Raw genomic sequence first — 18,673 nt, forward strand, 5'->3', positions numbered from 1 at the left:
CTGCCGCCCCCCTGAATCATCCCACTGGGAAACGCCCTAGGAGCTCACCATGGACACTTCTCCCCGGATACGTCGCGTCGCCTCCGGGCTCGCCCTGGCCGGGCTGGCCCTGGCATTTTCAACCCAGAGCCTGGCCGACGAGATGGAGATTCGCGTCGGCTACCTGCAATGGCAACCCGACCGTGGCCCGGCCCTGGCCCAACTCACTCCCGAGCCGGAGGATTCGGGTCTGCAGGGGGCGCGGCTGGCGATCGCCGACAATCTCAGCACGGGCCGCTTCCTCGGCCAGGCCTACCACCTGGAGAGCGTCATCGCGGACAGTGAAGACGCGCTGCTCGAGGCGTTGGAGGAGATGCTGGCCGAGGAGATCTCCATGATCGTGATGAACGTGCCGGCCGACACCCTGCGCCGGGCCGCGGCGCTTGGCAACGATCAGGCACTGATCTTCAACGCCGGTTCGCGGGACGTGTCGTTGCGCGTCAGCGATTGCTCTCCCTATCTCCTCCACACCGCACCCAGCCACAGCATGCTCACCGACGCCCTGGCGCAATGGTTGAACATGCGCCGCTGGCGCTCCGTGCTGCTGATCACCGGCCCCACGGAGGGCGACATCGCCTGGGCGGATGCCTTCCGCCGCTCCACCGACAAATTCGCTCTCACCATCGTCGACGACAAGGCGTGGACCTTCGACGCCGACATGCGCCGCAACGCCTCGGCGGAGCTACCGCTGTTCACTCAGGGCCCCGACTACGACGTGGTGGTGGTGGCCGACGAGCGCAACGACTTCGGTGACTTCGTGCCTTTCAACACCTGGCTGCCCCGTCCCGTGGTCGGCACCCAGGGCATGGCCCCGGACGCCTGGCACCCCGCCGTGGAGGCCTGGGGCGCCGCCCAGCTGCAGAATCGCTTCGAGAAGCAGGCCGAGCGCCATATGACCAGTACCGACTATGCCGCCTGGGCGGCGATCCGCTCGGTGGGGGAGGCGGTGACGCGCACCGAGAGCGACAGCATGGAGACGCTGCGCGAGTACCTGCTGGGCGACGAGTTCGAACTGGCCGCCTTCAAGGGCCGACCGCTGAGCTTTCGGGGCTGGAACGGCCAGTTGCGCCAACCCATTCCCCTGGCCCATCCCAACAGCCTGGTGGCCATGGCCCCCTTCGAGGGCTTCCTGCATCAGTACACCGAACTCGACACCCTGGGCTACGACGAGCCGGAAAGCGAGTGCAGGATCACCGACTGACAGCAATCCAGGCAACCCATGCCCAAGGTGGCCAGCCTTGCCGGTCAAGGCACTACACCCATCGCTGGGCCTGACCGCACCATGACATCGGAAACGGAGACGACAGCATGACACTCATACCGAAACTTGCCGCACTGGGCATCTTGTTCAGCCTGTCCACCCCGCTCTGGGCCGCCAGCCTGGCCTACGTTTCCAATGAGCGGGACAACACCATCTCGGTCATCGACATGGCAAAGCTCGAGGTCATCGACACCATCCCCGTGGGCCAGCGGCCGCGCGGGATACTGCTGACCCCCGATGAAGAGCAGCTGTATATCTGTGCCAGCGATGACGATACCGTGCAGATCCTCGACCTGGCGACAAACCGTATCGTCGATACCTTACCATCGGGTGAGGATCCGGAGCAGTTCGCCCTGCATCCCAACGGCAAGCACCTCTATGTCGCCAACGAGGACGATGCCATCGTCACCGTGATCGACGTGGAGACCAAGCGCGTGCTGGCGCAGATCGAGGTCGGTATCGAGCCCGAGGGCATGGGCGTCAGCTACGACGGCCGCTGGGCGGTGAACACCAGCGAGACCTCCAACATGCTCCACTGGATCAACACCGAAACCTTCGAGATCGAAAAGAACATGGTGATCGGTGCACGCCCGCGCCACGTGGAGTTCACCCACGACGACGCCCTGCTGTGGGCCTCCGCCGAGATCGGGGGCACCGTGCACATCATCGATGTGGAAGCGCTGGAAGAGATTCATACCATCGATTTCCGCATCCCCGGCGTGAACCAGGACCGCGTGCAACCGGTGGGCATTCAGCTCACCTCCGACGGTCGCTACGCCTTCGTCGCCCTTGGGCCGGCCAATCACATCGCCGTGGTGGATGCCCAGACCTTCGAGGTGCTCGACTACCTGCTGGTGGGTGCCCGGGTATGGCAGGTGGCGCTGAGCCCCGATGAGAAGACCCTGCTGACCACCAACGGCGTCAGCGGTGACGTCTCGGTGATCGACGTCGACAAGCTCGAGGTGATCAAGACCATCGACGTGGGCCGCTTCCCCTGGGGCGTGCGCATCACCTCGGGGTCCGGGTCGTGATCATGGAAGCCCTGGGCATCGGCTATCGCTACCGGCGCCAGCCCGTCCTGCAGGAGGTCAGCTTCACGCTGGCCTCCGGCCGTTTCCACGCCCTGTTGGGCCCCAATGGGGCCGGCAAATCGACCCTGTTCGGCCTGATGACCCGCCTTCTGGCCCTGCAGCGGGGCGAACTGCGTCTCGGCGAGCGATCGCTCAGGCATCAGCCTGCCGCCGTGATGCGCCATATCGGGGCCGTCTTTCAGCAGAACGCCCTGGACCTGGACCTCAGCGTGAGCCAGAACCTGCTCTACCATGCGGCCCTTCACGGCATGTCGCCACGGGAAGCCCAGCTGCGCTGCGCCGAGGAGCTGGAGCGCCAGAAGTTGACCGAACATGCCCGCATTCCGGTGCGCCGGCTCAACGGCGGCCACCGCCGGCGGGTGGAGATCGCCCGCGCCATGCTGCACAGCCCCGCCCTGCTGCTGCTCGACGAGCCCACCGCCGGGCTGGATCTCGACAGCCGGGCGGCCCTCGCCGCCCACGTCCGCCAGCTCTGTCGGGAGCGCCAGGTCACCGTGCTCTGGGCGACCCACCTCATCGAGGAGATCGCGCCCGAGGATCAGGTACTGGTGCTGCACCGCGGCCGACTGCTGGCCGATGAGCCGGGCGAAGCGCTATGCCGACGACACGGCGGCATCAGCCTCACCGATACCTTCAACGCCTTGACCCGGGAGGCACTCGCATGACGCTCCGCGACTTCTGGTACTGCTTCATGGGAGTTCAGAAACGGGAGTGGCTGCGCTTCTGGCAGCAACGCACCCGCTTCGCCAGCGCCCTGGTGCGCCCCCTGCTGTGGCTGGTGGTGTTCGCCGCCGGCTTTCGCATGGTGCTGGGCGTGTCGATCATCCCCCCCTATGTCACCTACATCACCTACGAGACCTATATCGTGCCCGGCCTGTGCGGGATGATCATCCTGTTCAACTCGATGCAGGGCGCGCTCTCCATGGTCTACGACCGCGAGCTAGGCTCCATGCGCGTCCTGCTCACCAGCCCGCTGCCGCGCCCCTTCCTGCTCTTTACCAAACTGCTGGCCATGGGCAGTGTCTCGGTCATCCAGGTCTATGTCTTCCTGCTGATCGCCCGCTGGGGCGTCGGCGTGCGCCCCCCCCTGGAAGGCTACCTGGCGGTACTGCCGGCGCTGCTGCTGGCATCGCTGATGCTGGGGGCACTGGGCCTGCTGATCGCCACCTGGATCAAGCAGTTGGAGAACTTCGCCGGGGTGATGAATTTCGTCATCTTTCCCATGTTCTTCCTCTCCTCGGCGCTCTATCCGCTGTGGCGGATGCAGGAGGCAAGCCCCTGGATACACCAGCTCTGCCTGCTAAACCCTTTCACCTACGCAGTAGAGACGATCCGCTTCGCACTCTATCTTCAGTGGAATCCCCTGGCCTTCGCCATCACCCTGGCGGTCACCCTGGTGTTCGCGGCCCTGGCCACGACCGGCTTTCGCCCTCAGCGCACACGGCTACTGGGCGTCAGAAACGTTTGACGCCCCTTGGCACACAGCCTTGACGGCGGGGCGATCAGGCTAGCGATCACCCTAGGCGGCATGACCGGCCGAGGCGGCGCAGGCCGGCAACCAGCCTGGCGGCGTCGCCGTCATCACGATTCAAGGGGGCATCGTATTGCAGCCTGGCCGGCCGGCCGTCGAGGTACCAGACCCGGTTCGCCAGCCGATGGGCGTCCCGCATCTCGTGGGTAACGCAGATCATCGCCATGGCAGGGCGCGCGTCCAGCAGTGCCGCGATCAGCGACTGCAGCTCTTCAGCGCGATCGGGGTCCAGGGAGGCGAAGGGCTCGTCCAGCAGCAAGAGATCAGGGTCGACGGCCAGGCAGCGCGCCAGGGCCGCACGCCGAGCCATCCCCAGGGAGAGCTGATCGGGCAGCAGATCCGCGCATCCCTCGAGCCCCACCCGCGAAAGAATCTCGGTGACGTCCGGCGCTCGCACCCCCACCAGCATCAGGTTCTGACGTAGCGTTCGCCACGGCAGCAGGCGATGCTCCTGAAACAGGTAGCCAATGCGCAAGGGTTTCAGGATTCGTTGGTCCATCGCCGCTTGCGAAGCGTCGAGGCCAGCGATCAGATTGAGCAGAGTGGTCTTGCCAATGCCCGACGGCCCCAGCAGACAGATGCGATCCCCTTCGTTCACCGAGGTCTCGATGGCGCCCAGCACAGGGTGCGCATCAGCGACGATCCGCAGGTCAAGCATGACGCCCTCCTCCGACCGACCGCCAGCGGGAAGCACGCCGCTCCATGGGCTGAAGAACCGTTAGCTCGATTAGCTGCACTACCGCAATGAAGGCGAGGCTGTAGGCCAGCAAGCTGGCCACGTCAAAGACCTGGAACGCCATGTGCAGTTGAAAGCCGATGCCGTCGGAACGGCCCAGCAACTCGACCACCAGCACGATCTTCCAGATCAGCGCCAGTCCGCCGCGGGTCGCGGCCATGAGATAGGGAAACAGCTGGGGCATCCACACATGCGTCAGGCGTTGCCAGGCACTGAAACGATAGACGCTGGCCATCTGCTCCAGACGCAGGTCGAGGCTACGCGCTCCTTCCCGCATGGTCACGGCCACATTGGGGATCTTGTTGATTACCACGGCCATTACCGCCGCCACCTCGATCAGCCCGAACCAGACATACAGCAAGATAATCACGACCAGCGCCGGGAGATTGAGCAGCAGCACCAGCAGGGGATCCAACAGGGCGTTGGTCAGGGGCGAGCGCCCCATGCAGAGGCCTATCAGCGTGCCCAGCGCCATGGCCAGGGCGAAGCTGATGGCGACACGCTGAAGCGTAATGGCCAGATGCCGCTGCAATTCTCCACTCACCGCGGCCGATTGCAGGGTCTGAAAGACAGCCAGCGGCGACGGCAACAGGCTGGAGTCGATCCACCAGGCGGCGATGGACCACACGGCCACCAGTAGTGGAAGCACGATCCAGTAGGCAAGCGGCGAGGCCCTCATGGCGATCTCGGCCAGCGTTCATGACGATAGAACAGACGCTCCGGCATGACCGCATCGGCACTTACCCCGGTATGTTCCAGCAAGCGCTGCAGCCCCACCACCTGACGGGCATTCAGCTCGGCGGGAATTCCCTCCACGAACCCCTGGCGCAACGCCAGGAAGTGATCGTCATCCATCGCTCGCATTAGCGGACGAATGGCCTGCCAGTGCCGTGGCTCCTCGGCCAGCTGTTGCTTCGCTTTGGCCAGCGCCGAGGCGAAATTCGCGACGAGGTCTTCATGAGCCTGGGCCCAGGCTTCGCGAAAGACATAGCCGAGTATCGGCAAGCCCGCTTCGAGACCCAGCTCCTGCAGCAACTCCTGCATATCCAGCGCCGTATAGGCCTGCCTCGCCGCCGTCAGCTCGGCGGCGAAGTGCCAGAAGGTCACCAGCACATCGACCTGTCCACGACGTAGCGCCTGGTTCAAGAGAGGCGGCGCCGCGTATTGGATAGTGGCGTCTCGAGACAGGTCGATGCCGTGCCGTTTTGCCACTCCATCGAGAAAGATCCAGCCCTTGCTATCGGGACCGCCGGCGACACCGATTCGTTTGCCGCGCAGATCGGCAATGGAATCGATTCGCACGTCCGTCGAGGCCAGAACATTGCCCATCTGCGCCGAGTAGGGGAGATAAAGATAGGGATCACCGCTGGCATATCGAGCCTGCGACCAGGTGAGATCCACCACGGCGCCGTGAACCTCGCCACTGGATACCGCAATTCTCGAAGCCGGCAGGTTGGCGACCAGCCTGACATCCAGCTCAAAGCCCGACTGACGATCCAGTCCCATCCGGCGCAGGTGATCCAGCTCCCAGTGAGCCGTCCCGAACTGCAAGACGCTGAGCTTCAGCAGCGGCAGTTGTCCCGCAAAAACGGGGGATGCTGCGAGCAACCAGGAGAGAACCACCAGCAGCCAACACAGCCTAGAGAGGGGGATTTCGGATTTCATGGTCCTCAGCATACGAAGACCACCGGTACCGCAGAATAGCACTTTGGTGTTTCTTCTTCGCTACGAAGGTTGGGTGGCTATCGGAGTATAAAGCGCCCTGATATAGCGGTGATGGCGGCACCGAATCGGCCTGGAGGCAGACCTTCTTGACCACTGTGCCGCCCTCCCTTTGCCACGCCCCCGTCAGTCATAGTCCCTAAGTACTATTCAGCCACGACTATCGTCATATTTCGGCAAGCATTGCACCCCGCCTAAGCTGTCCATGAATCCGCCATCTCCCCTTGAGCAGGCCGTTCCATGGCACATAGAGCCCACCTTCAGAAGTGAGCCAAGATGCGGATTCATAGTGACAGGCGCTCCCTACGCCTGGCCCTCGTCTCTACCGCGGCGAGTGCCGGACACCGGCGACAGCCACCATTGAGCAGGAGCCTCTCATCATGTCCCGATTTCCGTTGACTCATACCCCCGCCCAAGCCGCCATGCTGGCACTCTGCCTGTTCGGACGCAGCTCCATCGCGATCGACCCTGAGCATGACGATAGCAATGCCATAGTGACCGAAACACAGCGATCGGAGGCCGATGGCCCGCATGATGCCGTTCGGGATCCACGGCTACCCGTGGGCGGCCTGGGACATAGGAGTGCGACATAAGTCGTAGTGGCTCCCGAACCCATTGGCGCGATGATAGGAGCCAGGCTCCAAGCAAAGACCTGGCCATGCATCATCCCATACAACTATCAGGCCTCCGCCATGTACAAGCTGCTGATTGCCGACGACCACCCACTCTTTCGCGAAGCCATTGTCCGGGTGATTCGCGATGCCTTTCAAGAAGCGGAAATTTTTGAAACCGAAGACCTCGACGCCACCCTGACACTGGCGCAACAGCATGAGGATATCGACCTCATCCTGCTCGATCTCAACATGCCAGGCGTACACGGTCTGTCCGGGTTGATTCAGCTACGCACCGAAGCCCCCACCATCCCCGTGGTGATCATCTCCGCGGAGGAGGAGAAGCAGGTGATCCTGCAGGCGGTCACCTACGGCGCGGTGGGTTTCATTACCAAGTCGTCGCCCCGCGAGCAGATGACCAAGGCCATCGCGCAGATCCTTGACGGTAACATCTACCTACCCTCGGATATCATCCGGGCCAGCGACACGACAAAGCGCAGCGGCAGCCGCAACGAGCACGCCATTACCTCGCAGCAACTCGAAACGCTGACCCGCAAACAGCTCCAGGTACTCGAGCATATGACCCGAGGCGAGTCCAACAAGATGATCGCCTACAACCTCAATATTGCCGAAACCACCGTCAAGGCGCATGTGTCGGCGATCTTACGCAAACTTGGCGTCCATAGCCGGGTCCAGGCGATCCTCTCCACCAGCGACATCGACTTCAACGTCCACTTCAAACGCGTGCCGCGATCAGGCGACTGAGCGCCATGCGCAGCCTAAGCGGCTTGACCGGCTTGTGCAGCAGGGCATACCCCAGCGCGCGCATGCGCTGCTTGAGCTCCGCGCTGTGGTTAGCCGTGATCGTCATGACGGGAAGCGGCTCCCGGCGTCGGGCGTTGATGCGTTCGGCAAGCGCCAGACCGGTATCGCCATCGTCGAGGTGGTAATCGACGATCAGTGCATCAACCGAAGCCGTGTCCAGCGCCACCTGCTCCGCCAACGCCATCTCACTGTCGGCCACCCAGACCTCGCAGCCCCACCGCGTCAACAGCAGACGCATGGCCTCGCAGATATCGGCATCATTGTCGACCACCCAGATCCGCTTGCCCTCCAGTCCCATGTCACCGGACGACATGGCCGCCGGAGCCACTAGTGGACTCTGCGGCGCCAGCTCGCCATAGGGCAGGAGAATGCTGAACAGTGAGCCACGCCCGGCAACGGAAGTGACCCAAAGCGGGTGATCGAGCATCCGCGCGACCTTGTCCGCGATCGCCAGGCCCAGCCCCAGGCCGCGGTCCTGACGCTTGCCGGCGGCCTGAGAACGGCGGAACTCCTGGAAGATCACGCCCAGGTCCTCGCTCTCGATGCCCATGCCGGTATCGCCGACCAGGATCTCCAGGCCGTCGGCACGCCGCCGACACCCCAGCAGGATGCGCCCCTCGGCGGTATAGCGCACGGCATTGGTGAGGAAGTTGCGCACTACCCGGGCCAGCAGATGGATATCGCTTCGCACCACGGCGCTGCTCGGCACATAGCGGAACTCGAGCCCCTCACAGTCCGCCACCTGCAGGTACTCTCGCGCCAGACCATCGAGCAGTTCGGCCACCGTAAAGGCGCCGACATCCGGGGTCACCACCCCGGCATCGAGCTTGGAGATATCGACCAGGGTGCCGAGCAGCGTCTCGACATCCTTCAACGAGCGACCGATCTGGTCGATCAGCTCGCGGCCACCGGGAGCCACCTCCTGCTCGCACAGCACGCCGGTGAACAGCCGCGCGGCATTCAGCGGCTGCAGAAGATCGTGGCTGACCGCGGCCAGGAACTTGGTCTTCGATAGGTTGGCCGCTTCGGCCTCGGCCTTGGCCTCGCGCAGGCGCCTCTCCGCGGCGGTCCGCTCGGCGATCTCTTCGCGCAGCTGGTCGTTGACCCGGGTCAGCTCGGCCGTTCGCTCACGCACCCGCTGCTCGAGGTTCTGATAGGCCTGGTGCAGTGCCTCGGCGGTACGACGCCGCTCGGTGATGTCACGGATCAGCGCGAAAAGCCCGATCACCTCGCCCTCGCCATCATGATGCGGCACATAGGAACGCAGCAGCACCCGGTGCTCGCCGCTGTAGCTGGATTCCGGAAACTCGAAGGAGACGCTTTCTCCGGCCAGGGCGCGGACCAGGTAAGGGCGCAGACGGGTGCAGTGCTCGGCGGTGTGCAAGGCTTCGAGCTCACTCCCCAGGATCAGGTCACGTGGCCAACCGTACCACTCGTCATAGACGCGATTGGTGAATACGTAGCGTAGGTCGCGATCGAGATAGGCGATCATCGCCGGCAGTTCATCGGTGATGGTGCGAATCCAGTGCTCCCGCTCGCGCAATGTCTCGGCCTGGCGGATCCGCTCGGTGACGTCGGTAAAGGTCAGCACCTGGCCCCCCCCGGGCATGGCGTGGCCTCGCACTTCCACGACCCGGCCATCGGCGAGGCAACGCTCACAGGCCGGCGTCACACCCCGCGCATCCGCGGCGTCGATCAGCTCGCTGCGCCGGCTCAGCGCCACCAGGTCGTGCGCCACCTCGAACGCGGTCAGCCCGGTCAGGGCGCAAAAGCGCTGGTTGCACATCTCCAGCATGCCGCTGGCCGTGATCACCGCCACCCCTTGGGAGAGGCTATCGACGGTCGCCTGCAGCAGCCGGGTCTTCTGCGCCAGGGCATGCTCACGCTGGGCATGCTCGTGGCGCTTGAGCGCGGTGATATCGACGTACAGGATCACCCGTCCTCCACCACGAGTCGGGCGCTGATGCACCTGGACCCACCGATTGTCGTGCAGACGGTAGACGGTGCGCCCATCGCGGCGTCCCAACTGCTCGCTGATCACCAGCCCCGAACTCAATGCCAGACGCCGCAGATCCTCCAGGCGCATGCCCTGGCGGATACGAATCCCCGCCGGTCGCCAGAATTCGGCGAAGCGGCTGTTGAAACGCTGGATACGCTGGTCGGCATCGAACAGCACGAAGGCATCGGTGATGCTCTCGATGGCATCGACCAGGTGCTGACCGGCGGTTTCCGCCCGCTCACGAGCCTCCGCCAGCAGGCGGTTGCTGGCACGCAGCTCGTGGGTGGTCTGGTTGAGTGCCTGGGTGCGCTCGCGCACCTGCTCGGCGAGCAGCACCGAATGCTCGAAGGCGGCATAAGGCCCACTGCGCGGCAGGTTACTGGCCTCCACGCGCTCGATCAGGGCGGCGTTGATGCGCTTGAGTTTGGCGATCTCACGCTCGAGCTCCCGCTCGCGCTCGCTGGATTCAGCCACCGCGACGTGTTTGACCAATGACGACTCCGGTGAAAGTCTGGTTGAGGTGCATTCCATTGCACTGCTCCCCATAGGTATTGAAGCCTACCACTCGATAGGCGCGCAGCAGCGCCGAGGCGGCATCGCTGACTCCGTCGGCCTCGATTTCCAGCCGGCGCAGGAAGCAGTCGCAGCCGATTACCAGGCGTGGCGACCCCAGGCGCGCGATGATCTCATCGAGCACATCACGCAGGTCGTCGAGGATCGGTGCCGCGCGCATGGCGGTCAGCACGATGCCGTTCTCCACGGCACAGTAGAAGCTCAAGCTGAGATCCTCGTTAACGCGTTGGATCGAGCGCACATAGGCGTGATCGTGCAGTCTCACCGCCAGCGGATGACGGGCAAAAGTCTCCTCGTCGAGGTCATCGACCTGGCAGCCCACCAGCCGCGCATACTCCTCGGCGGCGGGTTCGGCGTTGAGTTCGATCACCCGACGGTGTTCGCGATCGGCGGCAGTGACGACCAGCTTGTCATCGAGCGAGCGCAAGTGATGGGTGGTAAAGACCTCGAAGTCGAGCACTGTGTTGACCATCACCACCACCGCGGCCCCGGCGCGGAAGCGCCCGTTGCCGTAGACGTGTGTGCCCGCCAGGCGGTTGTCGTCACCGGCGCTGCCGCCGAAATGAGGAATGCTGCCAAGGGCGGCGTTGAGCGTTGCCAAAACCCGTTCTTCGCTGGCAGATAGGCCATCGAGCAGCGTCAAGGCGAAGGTGTGCTCCTTGATCGGCGCGATACCCGCCTGCCGACAGTTGTCGAGCAGACGGTCGGTGAGCTGCTGTGCCGCCAGCAGCGAGACTCCTTCGAGGTCGTCAATCACCGCATAGTCGACGGCAAAGTCGCGCTGATCGAAACCGATGGCGGTGATGCCCCCCCGGCTATAGCCTTCATCGGTGATCTCGCCCGCCGTGGTGCAACCGCACAACGTCACGCCACCGAAGTGCTGCTCCAGCGCCTGCCCCAGGGCCTCGAGGTCGTACTCCGCCGAGCAGAAGAACAGCACGCTGCCCAGCCAAGGATGTAACAGGCGCCGTGCCAGGTCCTGGGCGGCCATGTCCGGGTCGCGGGAAGCGGAGTGGGCGACCAGGGCCGCGTCGTGGCACGCAATAGGTGGGGCACTTTCAGCCGGTACCGGAAGATCGTTGTCCATGGAAAGCTCTCGGTGGCCTGTCGCTGCTTGAGCAGTATAGAAAGCGCCGCTCCCGAGGGGTATGCCACTTGGGTGCCATCCCTGGCACCCGGCACCACTACCATAGTAGCAGACGACCTTACCAGGACATGGCGACGCCCAATGCCACGGTATCGGTCTGCTCGATCTTGCCGCCGCCGCTCAGCGCCGCGATGTCGTGGCGATTGACCTCGCCGACCAGGGTCAGGTAGTCGTTGATGCTGTGAAAGACAGCCGCGCCTCGGGTACGCAGCTCCCAGTCGTTCTGCTCGTCCTCAGTCTTGCCGTACGACAGCGCGATGCGATTGGCGCCAAAACTGTAGCCCGCCTGCAGCAGGTAGCCGTCGCTATCCACCTCGCGCAGCTCGGCGTTGCCGACGTTGTTGGTGAAGAAGGCGTTGATGCCCTCGGCGTTGAAGCCCGAGGCGGCCAGGGTCGCCGGCCCCATGGACGCCTGCACCCCATAACCCAGGCCGCGCGAGGTCACGCTCTCGACGCCGGGGTCGCTGCTCTTGGACGTCTGGTACTGGCCGTTCACCCAGGTGTAGAGGTCGACGCCGCCCAGGCTGGTTTCCCAGGTCAGCTCGGACTCGAAGCGCGGCACCTCTTCGAAGCGACTCCCCGTGGCGCTCTCCGCGGTGGTATGCACCGGATCGAAGATACCGGCGGCCAGGCGCAGGCCGCCGGCCTTGGGGGTGCGGTAGGTGATCTGGGCACTGGGGAAGGAGTAGGGATAACCGGAGCCGATATTGCCGAACGAGACGCCCCCGAAGTCCACCAGTCCCAGGGTATCGCTGACCTGGCCGTAGCCCGACAGCAGCTGATCGAGGAAGATATTGGAGCGGGCGAACAGGCCAAAGTCCTTGCCCACCAGCAGCTCGCCCCAATCGCCACCGATGGTGCCGTAAAATTGGCGCACGTCGATACCGGTCTCGGTGCCATTTTGATCACTGTCGTTGATGGTCACCCAGAACGATGAGCGCGCCATCAGCTCCAGGCCGCCGACCTGGCGCTTGGCGTTGAAGCCGATCCAGTTGGGCAGAAAGCCCATCTTGACCCGCGACTGACGGCGGTCGAAGTCGGAACCGGGGAGGTCGACGTCGGTGTTGGCGTAGAAGACATTGATATAGCCATCGGCACTGAAGCTGGTGTCATCGCTCTCGTAGAGGACGATCTCTGCCTGGGCGGCATGAGTCGTGGCGGCCAGAATGGCGGCAAGGCTGATCCCCAGCGGAGTCTTGAAACGCATATGATTGTTCTCCCTTGTATGATGACGGACCGTCGGTCGCGGTCCGCAAGGGAGTATCAAAACTGAGGCGTCGAGCGACCATGGCTCGTGGGTGGGAGTTACGGCGCGCCTTGGTGGGGATACCCAAGCCTTACGCCCTTGTACGAACGCAGGACAGAGGCAGCGGATACGGCAGTCAATCGCAGAGCTCCGGCGCCAGCAGCCGACTGAGCACGGCACGCAGCTTGCCGGGCTTCAGCGGCTTGTTGAGCACCGGCAAACCGAGCTCGCGCAGGTGCTGTAACCAGGGGGCTCCGCGCTCGGCAGTGACGATCACCGCCGGCAGTCGGGGTCGCTGCCACTGCTCACGCAAGCGCGCGATCAGCACGTCCCCCGTGAGGCCACCATCCAGGTGCAGGTCCACCAGCAGGACATCCGGCGGCGTTGGCGACACCGCCAGCGCCTCCTCGACATCGAAAGCCAGTTCGCAGCGCATGCCCCAGCCTTCGAGCAAGCTCCGCATGCTGGCCAGGATGCTCGGCTCATTGTCGATGACCAGCACCCGTCGTTCCTCCAGGACCGGCAGCGGCACCTGGGGAAGTGCCGTCGGCGGCCGGGTGGGCGAGCCGACCGGACCCAAGGGCACACCTACCGCAAAGCAGGACCCTCGTCCCGGCCAGGAGCGCACCTCCACCTCGTGCTCCAGCCGAGAGGCGATACGCTCGACGATGGCCAGCCCCAGGCCCACTCCCTGGCGGTCCCGGGCACGCGGCGCGGCAAGCTGATGGAATTCGCGAAAAATCGCCCGGTGCTGATCGCCGGGTATGCCCGGCCCACTGTCCCATACTTCGATCCACAGTGTATCGTTGCGACGACGGGTGCCCAGCAGTACCCCGCCCTGCTGGGTATAGCGGCAGGCGTTGGCGAGGAAATTACGCAGCACCCGCCCCAGCAGGCGGCAGTCGCTGACCACCCAGGTATCGGCGACGCAGTGGCGAAACGCCAGCCCCTTGCTGGCAGCAAGCGACGAGAACTCCGCCACCAGGCCCGTGTACAGGGCCTCCAAGGCGAAGGGCTCACGCTGTACCTGAACGCGATCCTGGTCGAGGCGGGCGATATCGAGGAGGTCGGTGAGCAGCTCCTCAGCTCCTTCCAGCGACACATGGATACGCTCAGCCAGTTCGCGTACCTCACCTTCCAGCGATCGCTCCAACAGGGACGAGACCAGCAGGCGCGCGGCGTTCATCGGTTGCAGCAGGTCATGGCTGGCCGCCGCGAGATATCGGTCCTTGCTGTGGTTGGCCTGCTCGGCCGCATCCCGCGCCTCGCACAGTTCGGCATTGAGCTGCTCCAGCTCCCGGGTACGTTCCTTGACTCGCGCCTCGAGCTCCTCATTGAGCTGCTCCAGCCGCCGGCGGGCCTGCTCACGCTCGGTGATATCGGCGACAAAGGCTTCCACCAGCGGCTCATCGTCGGGCGAGGGTTTCTGAACCAGGGTCAGGGACACCGGCACCTCGCCGCTCCCAGAGGTGCGCAGCCGCGTGATGTAGCCCTGCACCCGACCCTCCTTGGCGACCCGTCGCTGCAGTTCCATGGCGTCACGGGGGTCGGCGAACAGCGCCACCCAGGTCGTACATCGCTCGAGCGTTGTCACCACCGAGGCGTCTCCCAGCATACGCGCCAGGGCGGGATTGGCCGCGCGAAGGCCGCCGGTCAGGGAGGCCTGAAAGATTCCATGCAGGGCATTCTCAAACAGCCACTTGTAACGGTTTCGCTCAGCCTCGAGTTCGGCCATGCGAGCCGTCAGCTCGGGATAGTAGCTCTTGCGCGTCGAGTGACTACCGAGACCGATCAGTTCGCTGACCGAGAAACCATCGGGGTCAGTGGGTTTCTTCATGGCGTCCCCGGGGCGCTTATAGTGCCTCTTCGTAAACCACCGCCACGTCTCTCTCGCAGGGGCGGCGTGGATTGGTCAGGATGCAAGGATCCTGTATGGCATGCGCGGTAAGGAAAGGCACATCGCAGACACTCACTCCGGCTCTGCCCAGTTTACCGTCGAGGCCTACCGCCCCCTTGAGTTTGATGAGATGCTCAATAAGACGCTGCTTGACCTGACGCGACGAAAGCCCACGACAATCGATGCCCAATGTTTCGGCAATACGCGTGAAGCGCTCCGGCGCGGCCTCGAAATTGAAGGCCACCACGTGCTCCAACAGCATCGAGTTGCAAAACCCATGGGGCAGGTCGAGGAAGCCGCCCAGACTGTGCGACATGGCATGCACCGCACCCAGGATCGCATTGGAGAAAGCCAGCCCCGCTTGCATGCTGCCCAGCATCACCTGGGCCCGCAGTTCGCCATCGAGGGGATTGGCGACCAGCGCCTCGAGGTGGCCATTGATCAACCGCATCGCCTCCAACGCATGGGCATCGGTCAAGGGGCCGCTACCAAGGGATACGAAGGCCTCGATGGCATGCACCAGCGCATCGACACCGGTACAGGCGGTAAGGAAGGGATCCATTGTCAGGGTGACTTGAGGGTCGATCAACGAGACGTCGGGCACCACTGCCTTACTGACGATGGAAAACTTGGTCCGCCTTTCGCGATCGGAAATGATGGCAAACTGGGAGACATCCGCCGAGGTGCCGGCGGTGGACGGGATGAAGATCAGCGGTGGGATCGGCACACGAATGGTGTCAACGCCCTCGAAATCGAGGATATGGCCGTCGTGGGCCACCACGATGCCGATCCCCTTGGCACAGTCCATGGGACTACCGCCGCCTATCGCCACGATGGCGGTACAACCGTAGTCGCGATAGGTCCGGGCACCGGCCATGACCTCCTCGACACGGGGATTGGGAGACACCTGCAGAAAACGCTGACAGGCGATGCCCCCGGCGGCCAGATCGGCCTCGACCTCGGCCACCCAGCCGGCGGCCAGCACTCCTGGATCGGAAACCAGCAGCACTTTATCGGCACCGAAAGCCTGAGCATAATTGGCCACCGCATGGCGGGAGCCATCGCCGAAGATGATCTCAGGCGCCACGAACTTGCGCAGTTGGGTGATGCTGGCTGATGACATGAAGCCTTCACACTGTTGAAATTGTTATAGCAAGCATATTACCCCATACCGCCGATTCCCACCTTACTGCAATCGTCTCGGCCGTGCGCCCCGCCCAATTTCCTGCAGACCTCCCGCGGAACACCCGCGACTCGAGGCCTGGGCCCCCACCGTCCGCTGCGCTTGCCGTGCTTGCCGTCGCGCGGGCTATTCACGGATGGTCCGAGCAGCGCGCGCAGGGCTAGGACACTGGCATCTTTCATGCCAGCCCCCGATGATAGACACGCCGGTCGGTAACGCTGTGATACGGCGGTCGATCGAGCTGATAGGCCAGGGTCATGGCGTCGAGCATCGACCACAGCACGTCGAGCTTGAACTGCAGGATATCCAGCGCCCGCTGCTGTGTCTCAACCGTGGTGCACACCGCCAGTGCGACTTCCAGGCCATGCTCGACGTCCCGTCGCGCCTCCTTGAGCCGCTTGCGAAAGTAGCCGTAGCCCGCCGGGTCGATCCACGGATAGTGGCCCGGCCAGGTGTCCAGTCGGCTCTGATGTGCCAGGGGTGCAAACAGCTCGGTCAGCGAGGAGATCGCCCCCTCCTGCCAACTGGCGTGGCGCACGAAGTTGACGTAGGCATCCACCGCAAAGCGCACCCCGGGCAGCACATACTCCTGGGACCATAGCTCCTTACGAGTCAATCCCACTGCCTCGCCCAGCGCCAGCCAGGCTTCGATGCCCCCGGAGTCTTCGCCGCGACCGTCATGATCGAGAATGCGCTGAATCCAGCGCCGGCGTGTGTCCGCATCCGGGCAGTTGGCCAGCAGCGCGGCATCCTTCTGGGGAATCATGACCTGATAATAGAAGCGATTGGCCACCCAGCCGCGGATCTGCTCGGGTGTGGCGCGCCCCTCGCTCATGTCGATCTGGTAGGGGTGATGGATGTGGTAATAGTCGCCCTTGGCCAGCAGCGCCGCACGGAAGGCCTCGGGCGAAAGCGCTACGGCATCGGGTGCTTCTTCAACGGTGGTAGACATGACAGGCTCCCTTTTCTACGCTCGCAACGACCGTCACGGCAACAAGCGCCTCACAGCGACAGGCGCATGCCGTCGAAGGCCACTTCTATGCCATGCTCATCGAGTACCGCCCGCTCGGCAGAGGTCTCGTCGAGAATCGGATTGGTATTGTTGATATGGATGAGGATACGTCGGGTGGTAGCCGGCAACGCATCGAGTTCACGGATCATGCCGCGCTCCCCGGCCAACGCCAGGTGGCCCATGTCCGCGCCGCTCGAGCGGCTGATGCCCAGCCGTTGCAGCTCGTCGTCGTGCCACAGAGTGCCATCGACCAGCACACAGCCTGCCTGCTTCATCAGGGTGCGAATCTCGTCGTCCAGCGCCCCCAATCCGGGAGCGTAGAGCAGCGAGGTCGCGTTGGCGATATCCTCAATGAACAACCCCAGGTTGTCCCCCGGGGCGGGTGAACCACGGCGCGGCGAATAGGGGGGGGCATTACTGTCCAGGGCGACGGCGGTGAACCGCAGGTCGGGACAGCTCGGTACGCTGAACCCCACCCGACGAGATTCCACATCCATCTCGATCGGCTGCCAGCGCAGCCCCCCCTGCCAGTGTTGCAGCATGGGGAAGAGTGGAAACCCGCTGCTCAGGTCGCGATGCACACTGGGGGTGCACCATACGTCCAACGGGCACCCCTCGCGCAGCGACAGCAGACCGGTGACGTGATCGATCTGAGCATCCACCAGCAGTATCTCGGCGATGCCGCTGTCGCGTATGCCCCGGCGCGGTTGAAGTTCGGGATTGGCGGCGATCTGGGCGCGGATATCCGGCGAGGCATTGCACAGCAGCCAGCGTTCTCCGTCACTGCTGATAGCGATGGACGACTGGGTGCGCGGCGTCAGGCCCGGCTGACCCGCTCTCACTCCCTGACAGTTGGGGCAGTTGCAGTTCCACTGCGGAAACCCGCCCCCGGCAGCCGAACCGAGTATCAGCACTTGCATGGCGCTTCTCCTTCTTGCCCGAACGGCGCCACTGCTGGCCCCGTTGGCATGTCTAGCGATCAGCGGTTGGCGATGAGGGTGACTTCGAAGCCGAGGCGAAGGTCGCGAAAGCTAGGCTTGGTCCACATGGCATATCTCCTGTTGGTATTGTTGGTTTGCGTACGAGCCGCAGCCAGCGGCACAGGCCCAGTAAAGCACCCGACGCCTTGCTCATGGGCAGTACTTTGGAGGGAGACAGCCCCCTTCATTGGGACCAAACGGGATGGAACGCACTAGCGCGCCCGTGGGTTGCCGGCTAGCCTCGAGAGATCCTCTTCGTGCCGGGAACTGAGATGAAACCTTACCTTCTGCTGCTGATGGCGACCCTGGTCCATGGCTCACTCTCCTGGGCCGACGAACCGTCCGTTGCGTCGCCCCAGGGGCGCATGATTGACAGCTATCTGGCTTATGGGCAGTTCAAGATGGGACGCTATGAACAGGCTTTCGATATCTGGCAGCGCCTGGCAATGGAAGGAAATGCCGACGCCGCGTTTCAGTTGGGAGTGATGCTGGAAGATGGCCGTGGTACACCCCCCGACCTGGAGCGGGCACTCTCTTACTACCGCCAGGCCAGCGAAGGCGGCAGCCGCCGCGCGGCGCATCGTCTCGCCGCACTGTACGGCGAGGGTGCCCCAGGTCTTGCCGTCGACCATGCTCTGAGCCAGCACTATCGGAAGATGGCCGAGTCACCGTCCTCACTCGACTGAGCCGGCCCACTTCAAATACGGTCGCCTTGAGCTCACCGACCTGGAGGCTGTGTACCGCTGCTCGCACATCGTCTTTCCCGACGACATTCAACATCCATCTCGACCGGTTGCCAGCGCAGCCCCCGATAGCTTGG

General features: G+C 64.0%; 17 protein-coding genes. 6 read left to right on the forward strand and 11 right to left on the reverse strand.

The window, feature by feature from the left end:
- Positions 1-49 precede the first annotated feature (49 nt).
- The 4 genes from HOP52_RS10495 to HOP52_RS10510 all read left to right on the forward strand — a co-directional run bounded on the left by HOP52_RS10495 (position 50) and on the right by HOP52_RS10510 (position 3,859).
- Complete coding sequence (locus HOP52_RS10495; protein WP_238977336.1) at positions 50-1,240, forward strand: ABC transporter substrate-binding protein; 1,191 nt, start codon at positions 50-52, stop codon at positions 1,238-1,240.
- A 107-nt stretch (positions 1,241-1,347) separates the two neighbouring features.
- Positions 1,348-2,331, forward strand: a complete 984-nt coding sequence (locus HOP52_RS10500; protein ID WP_238977337.1) for a PQQ-dependent catabolism-associated beta-propeller protein — start codon at positions 1,348-1,350, stop codon at positions 2,329-2,331.
- Positions 2,332-2,333: 2 nt separating this feature from the next.
- Positions 2,334-3,056: an ATP-binding cassette domain-containing protein gene (locus tag HOP52_RS10505; protein WP_238977391.1), complete on the forward strand. Its 723-nt coding sequence runs from the start codon at positions 2,334-2,336 to the stop codon at positions 3,054-3,056.
- On the forward strand, positions 3,053-3,859 hold the full coding sequence (locus HOP52_RS10510) for an ABC transporter permease (protein WP_238977338.1): 807 nt from the start codon (positions 3,053-3,055) through the stop codon (positions 3,857-3,859). Before HOP52_RS10505 ends, HOP52_RS10510 begins: the two co-directional genes overlap by 4 nt.
- 46 nt (positions 3,860-3,905) lie before the next feature.
- On the opposite strand, the gene HOP52_RS10515 is transcribed toward HOP52_RS10510, so the two are convergent.
- The 3 genes from HOP52_RS10515 to HOP52_RS10525 are packed head-to-tail and all read right to left on the reverse strand — an operon-like array spanning position 3,906 to position 6,323.
- Positions 3,906-4,580, reverse strand: a complete 675-nt coding sequence (locus HOP52_RS10515; protein WP_238977339.1) for an ABC transporter ATP-binding protein — start codon at positions 4,578-4,580, stop codon at positions 3,906-3,908.
- Entirely contained in the window at positions 4,573-5,337 is a 765-nt protein-coding gene (locus HOP52_RS10520) for an ABC transporter permease (protein ID WP_238977340.1), read from the reverse strand. The genes HOP52_RS10515 and HOP52_RS10520 overlap by 8 nt, the downstream gene beginning before the upstream one ends.
- Positions 5,334-6,323, reverse strand: coding sequence for an ABC transporter substrate-binding protein (locus HOP52_RS10525; RefSeq protein WP_238977341.1), 990 nt, complete (start codon positions 6,321-6,323; stop codon positions 5,334-5,336). The genes HOP52_RS10520 and HOP52_RS10525 overlap by 4 nt, the downstream gene beginning before the upstream one ends.
- Before the next feature lie 749 nt (positions 6,324-7,072).
- On the opposite strand from HOP52_RS10525, the gene HOP52_RS10530 reads away from it, so the two are divergent.
- The gene (locus HOP52_RS10530; protein ID WP_238977342.1) at positions 7,073-7,756 is read left to right on the forward strand and encodes a response regulator; all 684 of its coding nucleotides are present in this window, start codon (positions 7,073-7,075) and stop codon (positions 7,754-7,756) included.
- Here the strand turns inward: HOP52_RS10530 and HOP52_RS10535 are convergent.
- The 8 genes from HOP52_RS10535 to pqqA form a co-directional block, all read right to left on the reverse strand.
- Positions 7,728-10,307: a hybrid sensor histidine kinase/response regulator gene (locus HOP52_RS10535; protein ID WP_238977343.1), complete on the reverse strand. Its 2,580-nt coding sequence runs from the start codon at positions 10,305-10,307 to the stop codon at positions 7,728-7,730. The genes HOP52_RS10530 and HOP52_RS10535 overlap by 29 nt on opposite strands.
- Complete coding sequence (nosP, locus tag HOP52_RS10540) at positions 10,282-11,475, reverse strand: nitric oxide-sensing protein NosP (protein ID WP_422677705.1); 1,194 nt, start codon at positions 11,473-11,475, stop codon at positions 10,282-10,284. Before nosP ends, HOP52_RS10535 begins: the two co-directional genes overlap by 26 nt.
- A gap of 118 nt (positions 11,476-11,593) precedes the next feature.
- Positions 11,594-12,742: a porin gene (locus HOP52_RS10545; RefSeq protein ID WP_238977344.1), complete on the reverse strand. Its 1,149-nt coding sequence runs from the start codon at positions 12,740-12,742 to the stop codon at positions 11,594-11,596.
- Positions 12,743-12,917: 175 nt separating this feature from the next.
- Positions 12,918-14,618, reverse strand: coding sequence for a PAS domain-containing hybrid sensor histidine kinase/response regulator (locus tag HOP52_RS10550; protein ID WP_238977345.1), 1,701 nt, complete (start codon positions 14,616-14,618; stop codon positions 12,918-12,920).
- A 16-nt stretch (positions 14,619-14,634) separates the two neighbouring features.
- Complete coding sequence (gene ercA / locus HOP52_RS10555; RefSeq protein ID WP_238977346.1) at positions 14,635-15,801, reverse strand: alcohol dehydrogenase-like regulatory protein ErcA; 1,167 nt, start codon at positions 15,799-15,801, stop codon at positions 14,635-14,637.
- Positions 15,802-16,039: 238 nt separating this feature from the next.
- Positions 16,040-16,813, reverse strand: a complete 774-nt coding sequence (gene pqqC, locus HOP52_RS10560; RefSeq protein WP_238977347.1) for a pyrroloquinoline-quinone synthase PqqC — start codon at positions 16,811-16,813, stop codon at positions 16,040-16,042.
- A 50-nt stretch (positions 16,814-16,863) separates the two neighbouring features.
- Entirely contained in the window at positions 16,864-17,793 is a 930-nt protein-coding gene (gene pqqB, locus HOP52_RS10565) for a pyrroloquinoline quinone biosynthesis protein PqqB (protein WP_238977348.1), read from the reverse strand.
- Between the two features lie 59 nt (positions 17,794-17,852).
- A complete protein-coding gene (gene pqqA, locus HOP52_RS10570; RefSeq protein ID WP_238977393.1) occupies positions 17,853-17,921 on the reverse strand; it encodes a pyrroloquinoline quinone precursor peptide PqqA in 69 nt (22 codons plus the stop codon).
- A 204-nt stretch (positions 17,922-18,125) separates the two neighbouring features.
- Between pqqA and HOP52_RS10575 the strand changes: the two genes are divergently transcribed.
- Complete coding sequence (locus tag HOP52_RS10575; RefSeq protein WP_238977349.1) at positions 18,126-18,539, forward strand: tetratricopeptide repeat protein; 414 nt, start codon at positions 18,126-18,128, stop codon at positions 18,537-18,539.
- Positions 18,540-18,673 lie beyond the last annotated feature (134 nt).

Source organism: Billgrantia campisalis, from assembly GCF_022341425.1.
Taxonomy (GTDB): Bacteria; Pseudomonadota; Gammaproteobacteria; order Pseudomonadales; family Halomonadaceae; genus Halomonas; species Halomonas campisalis.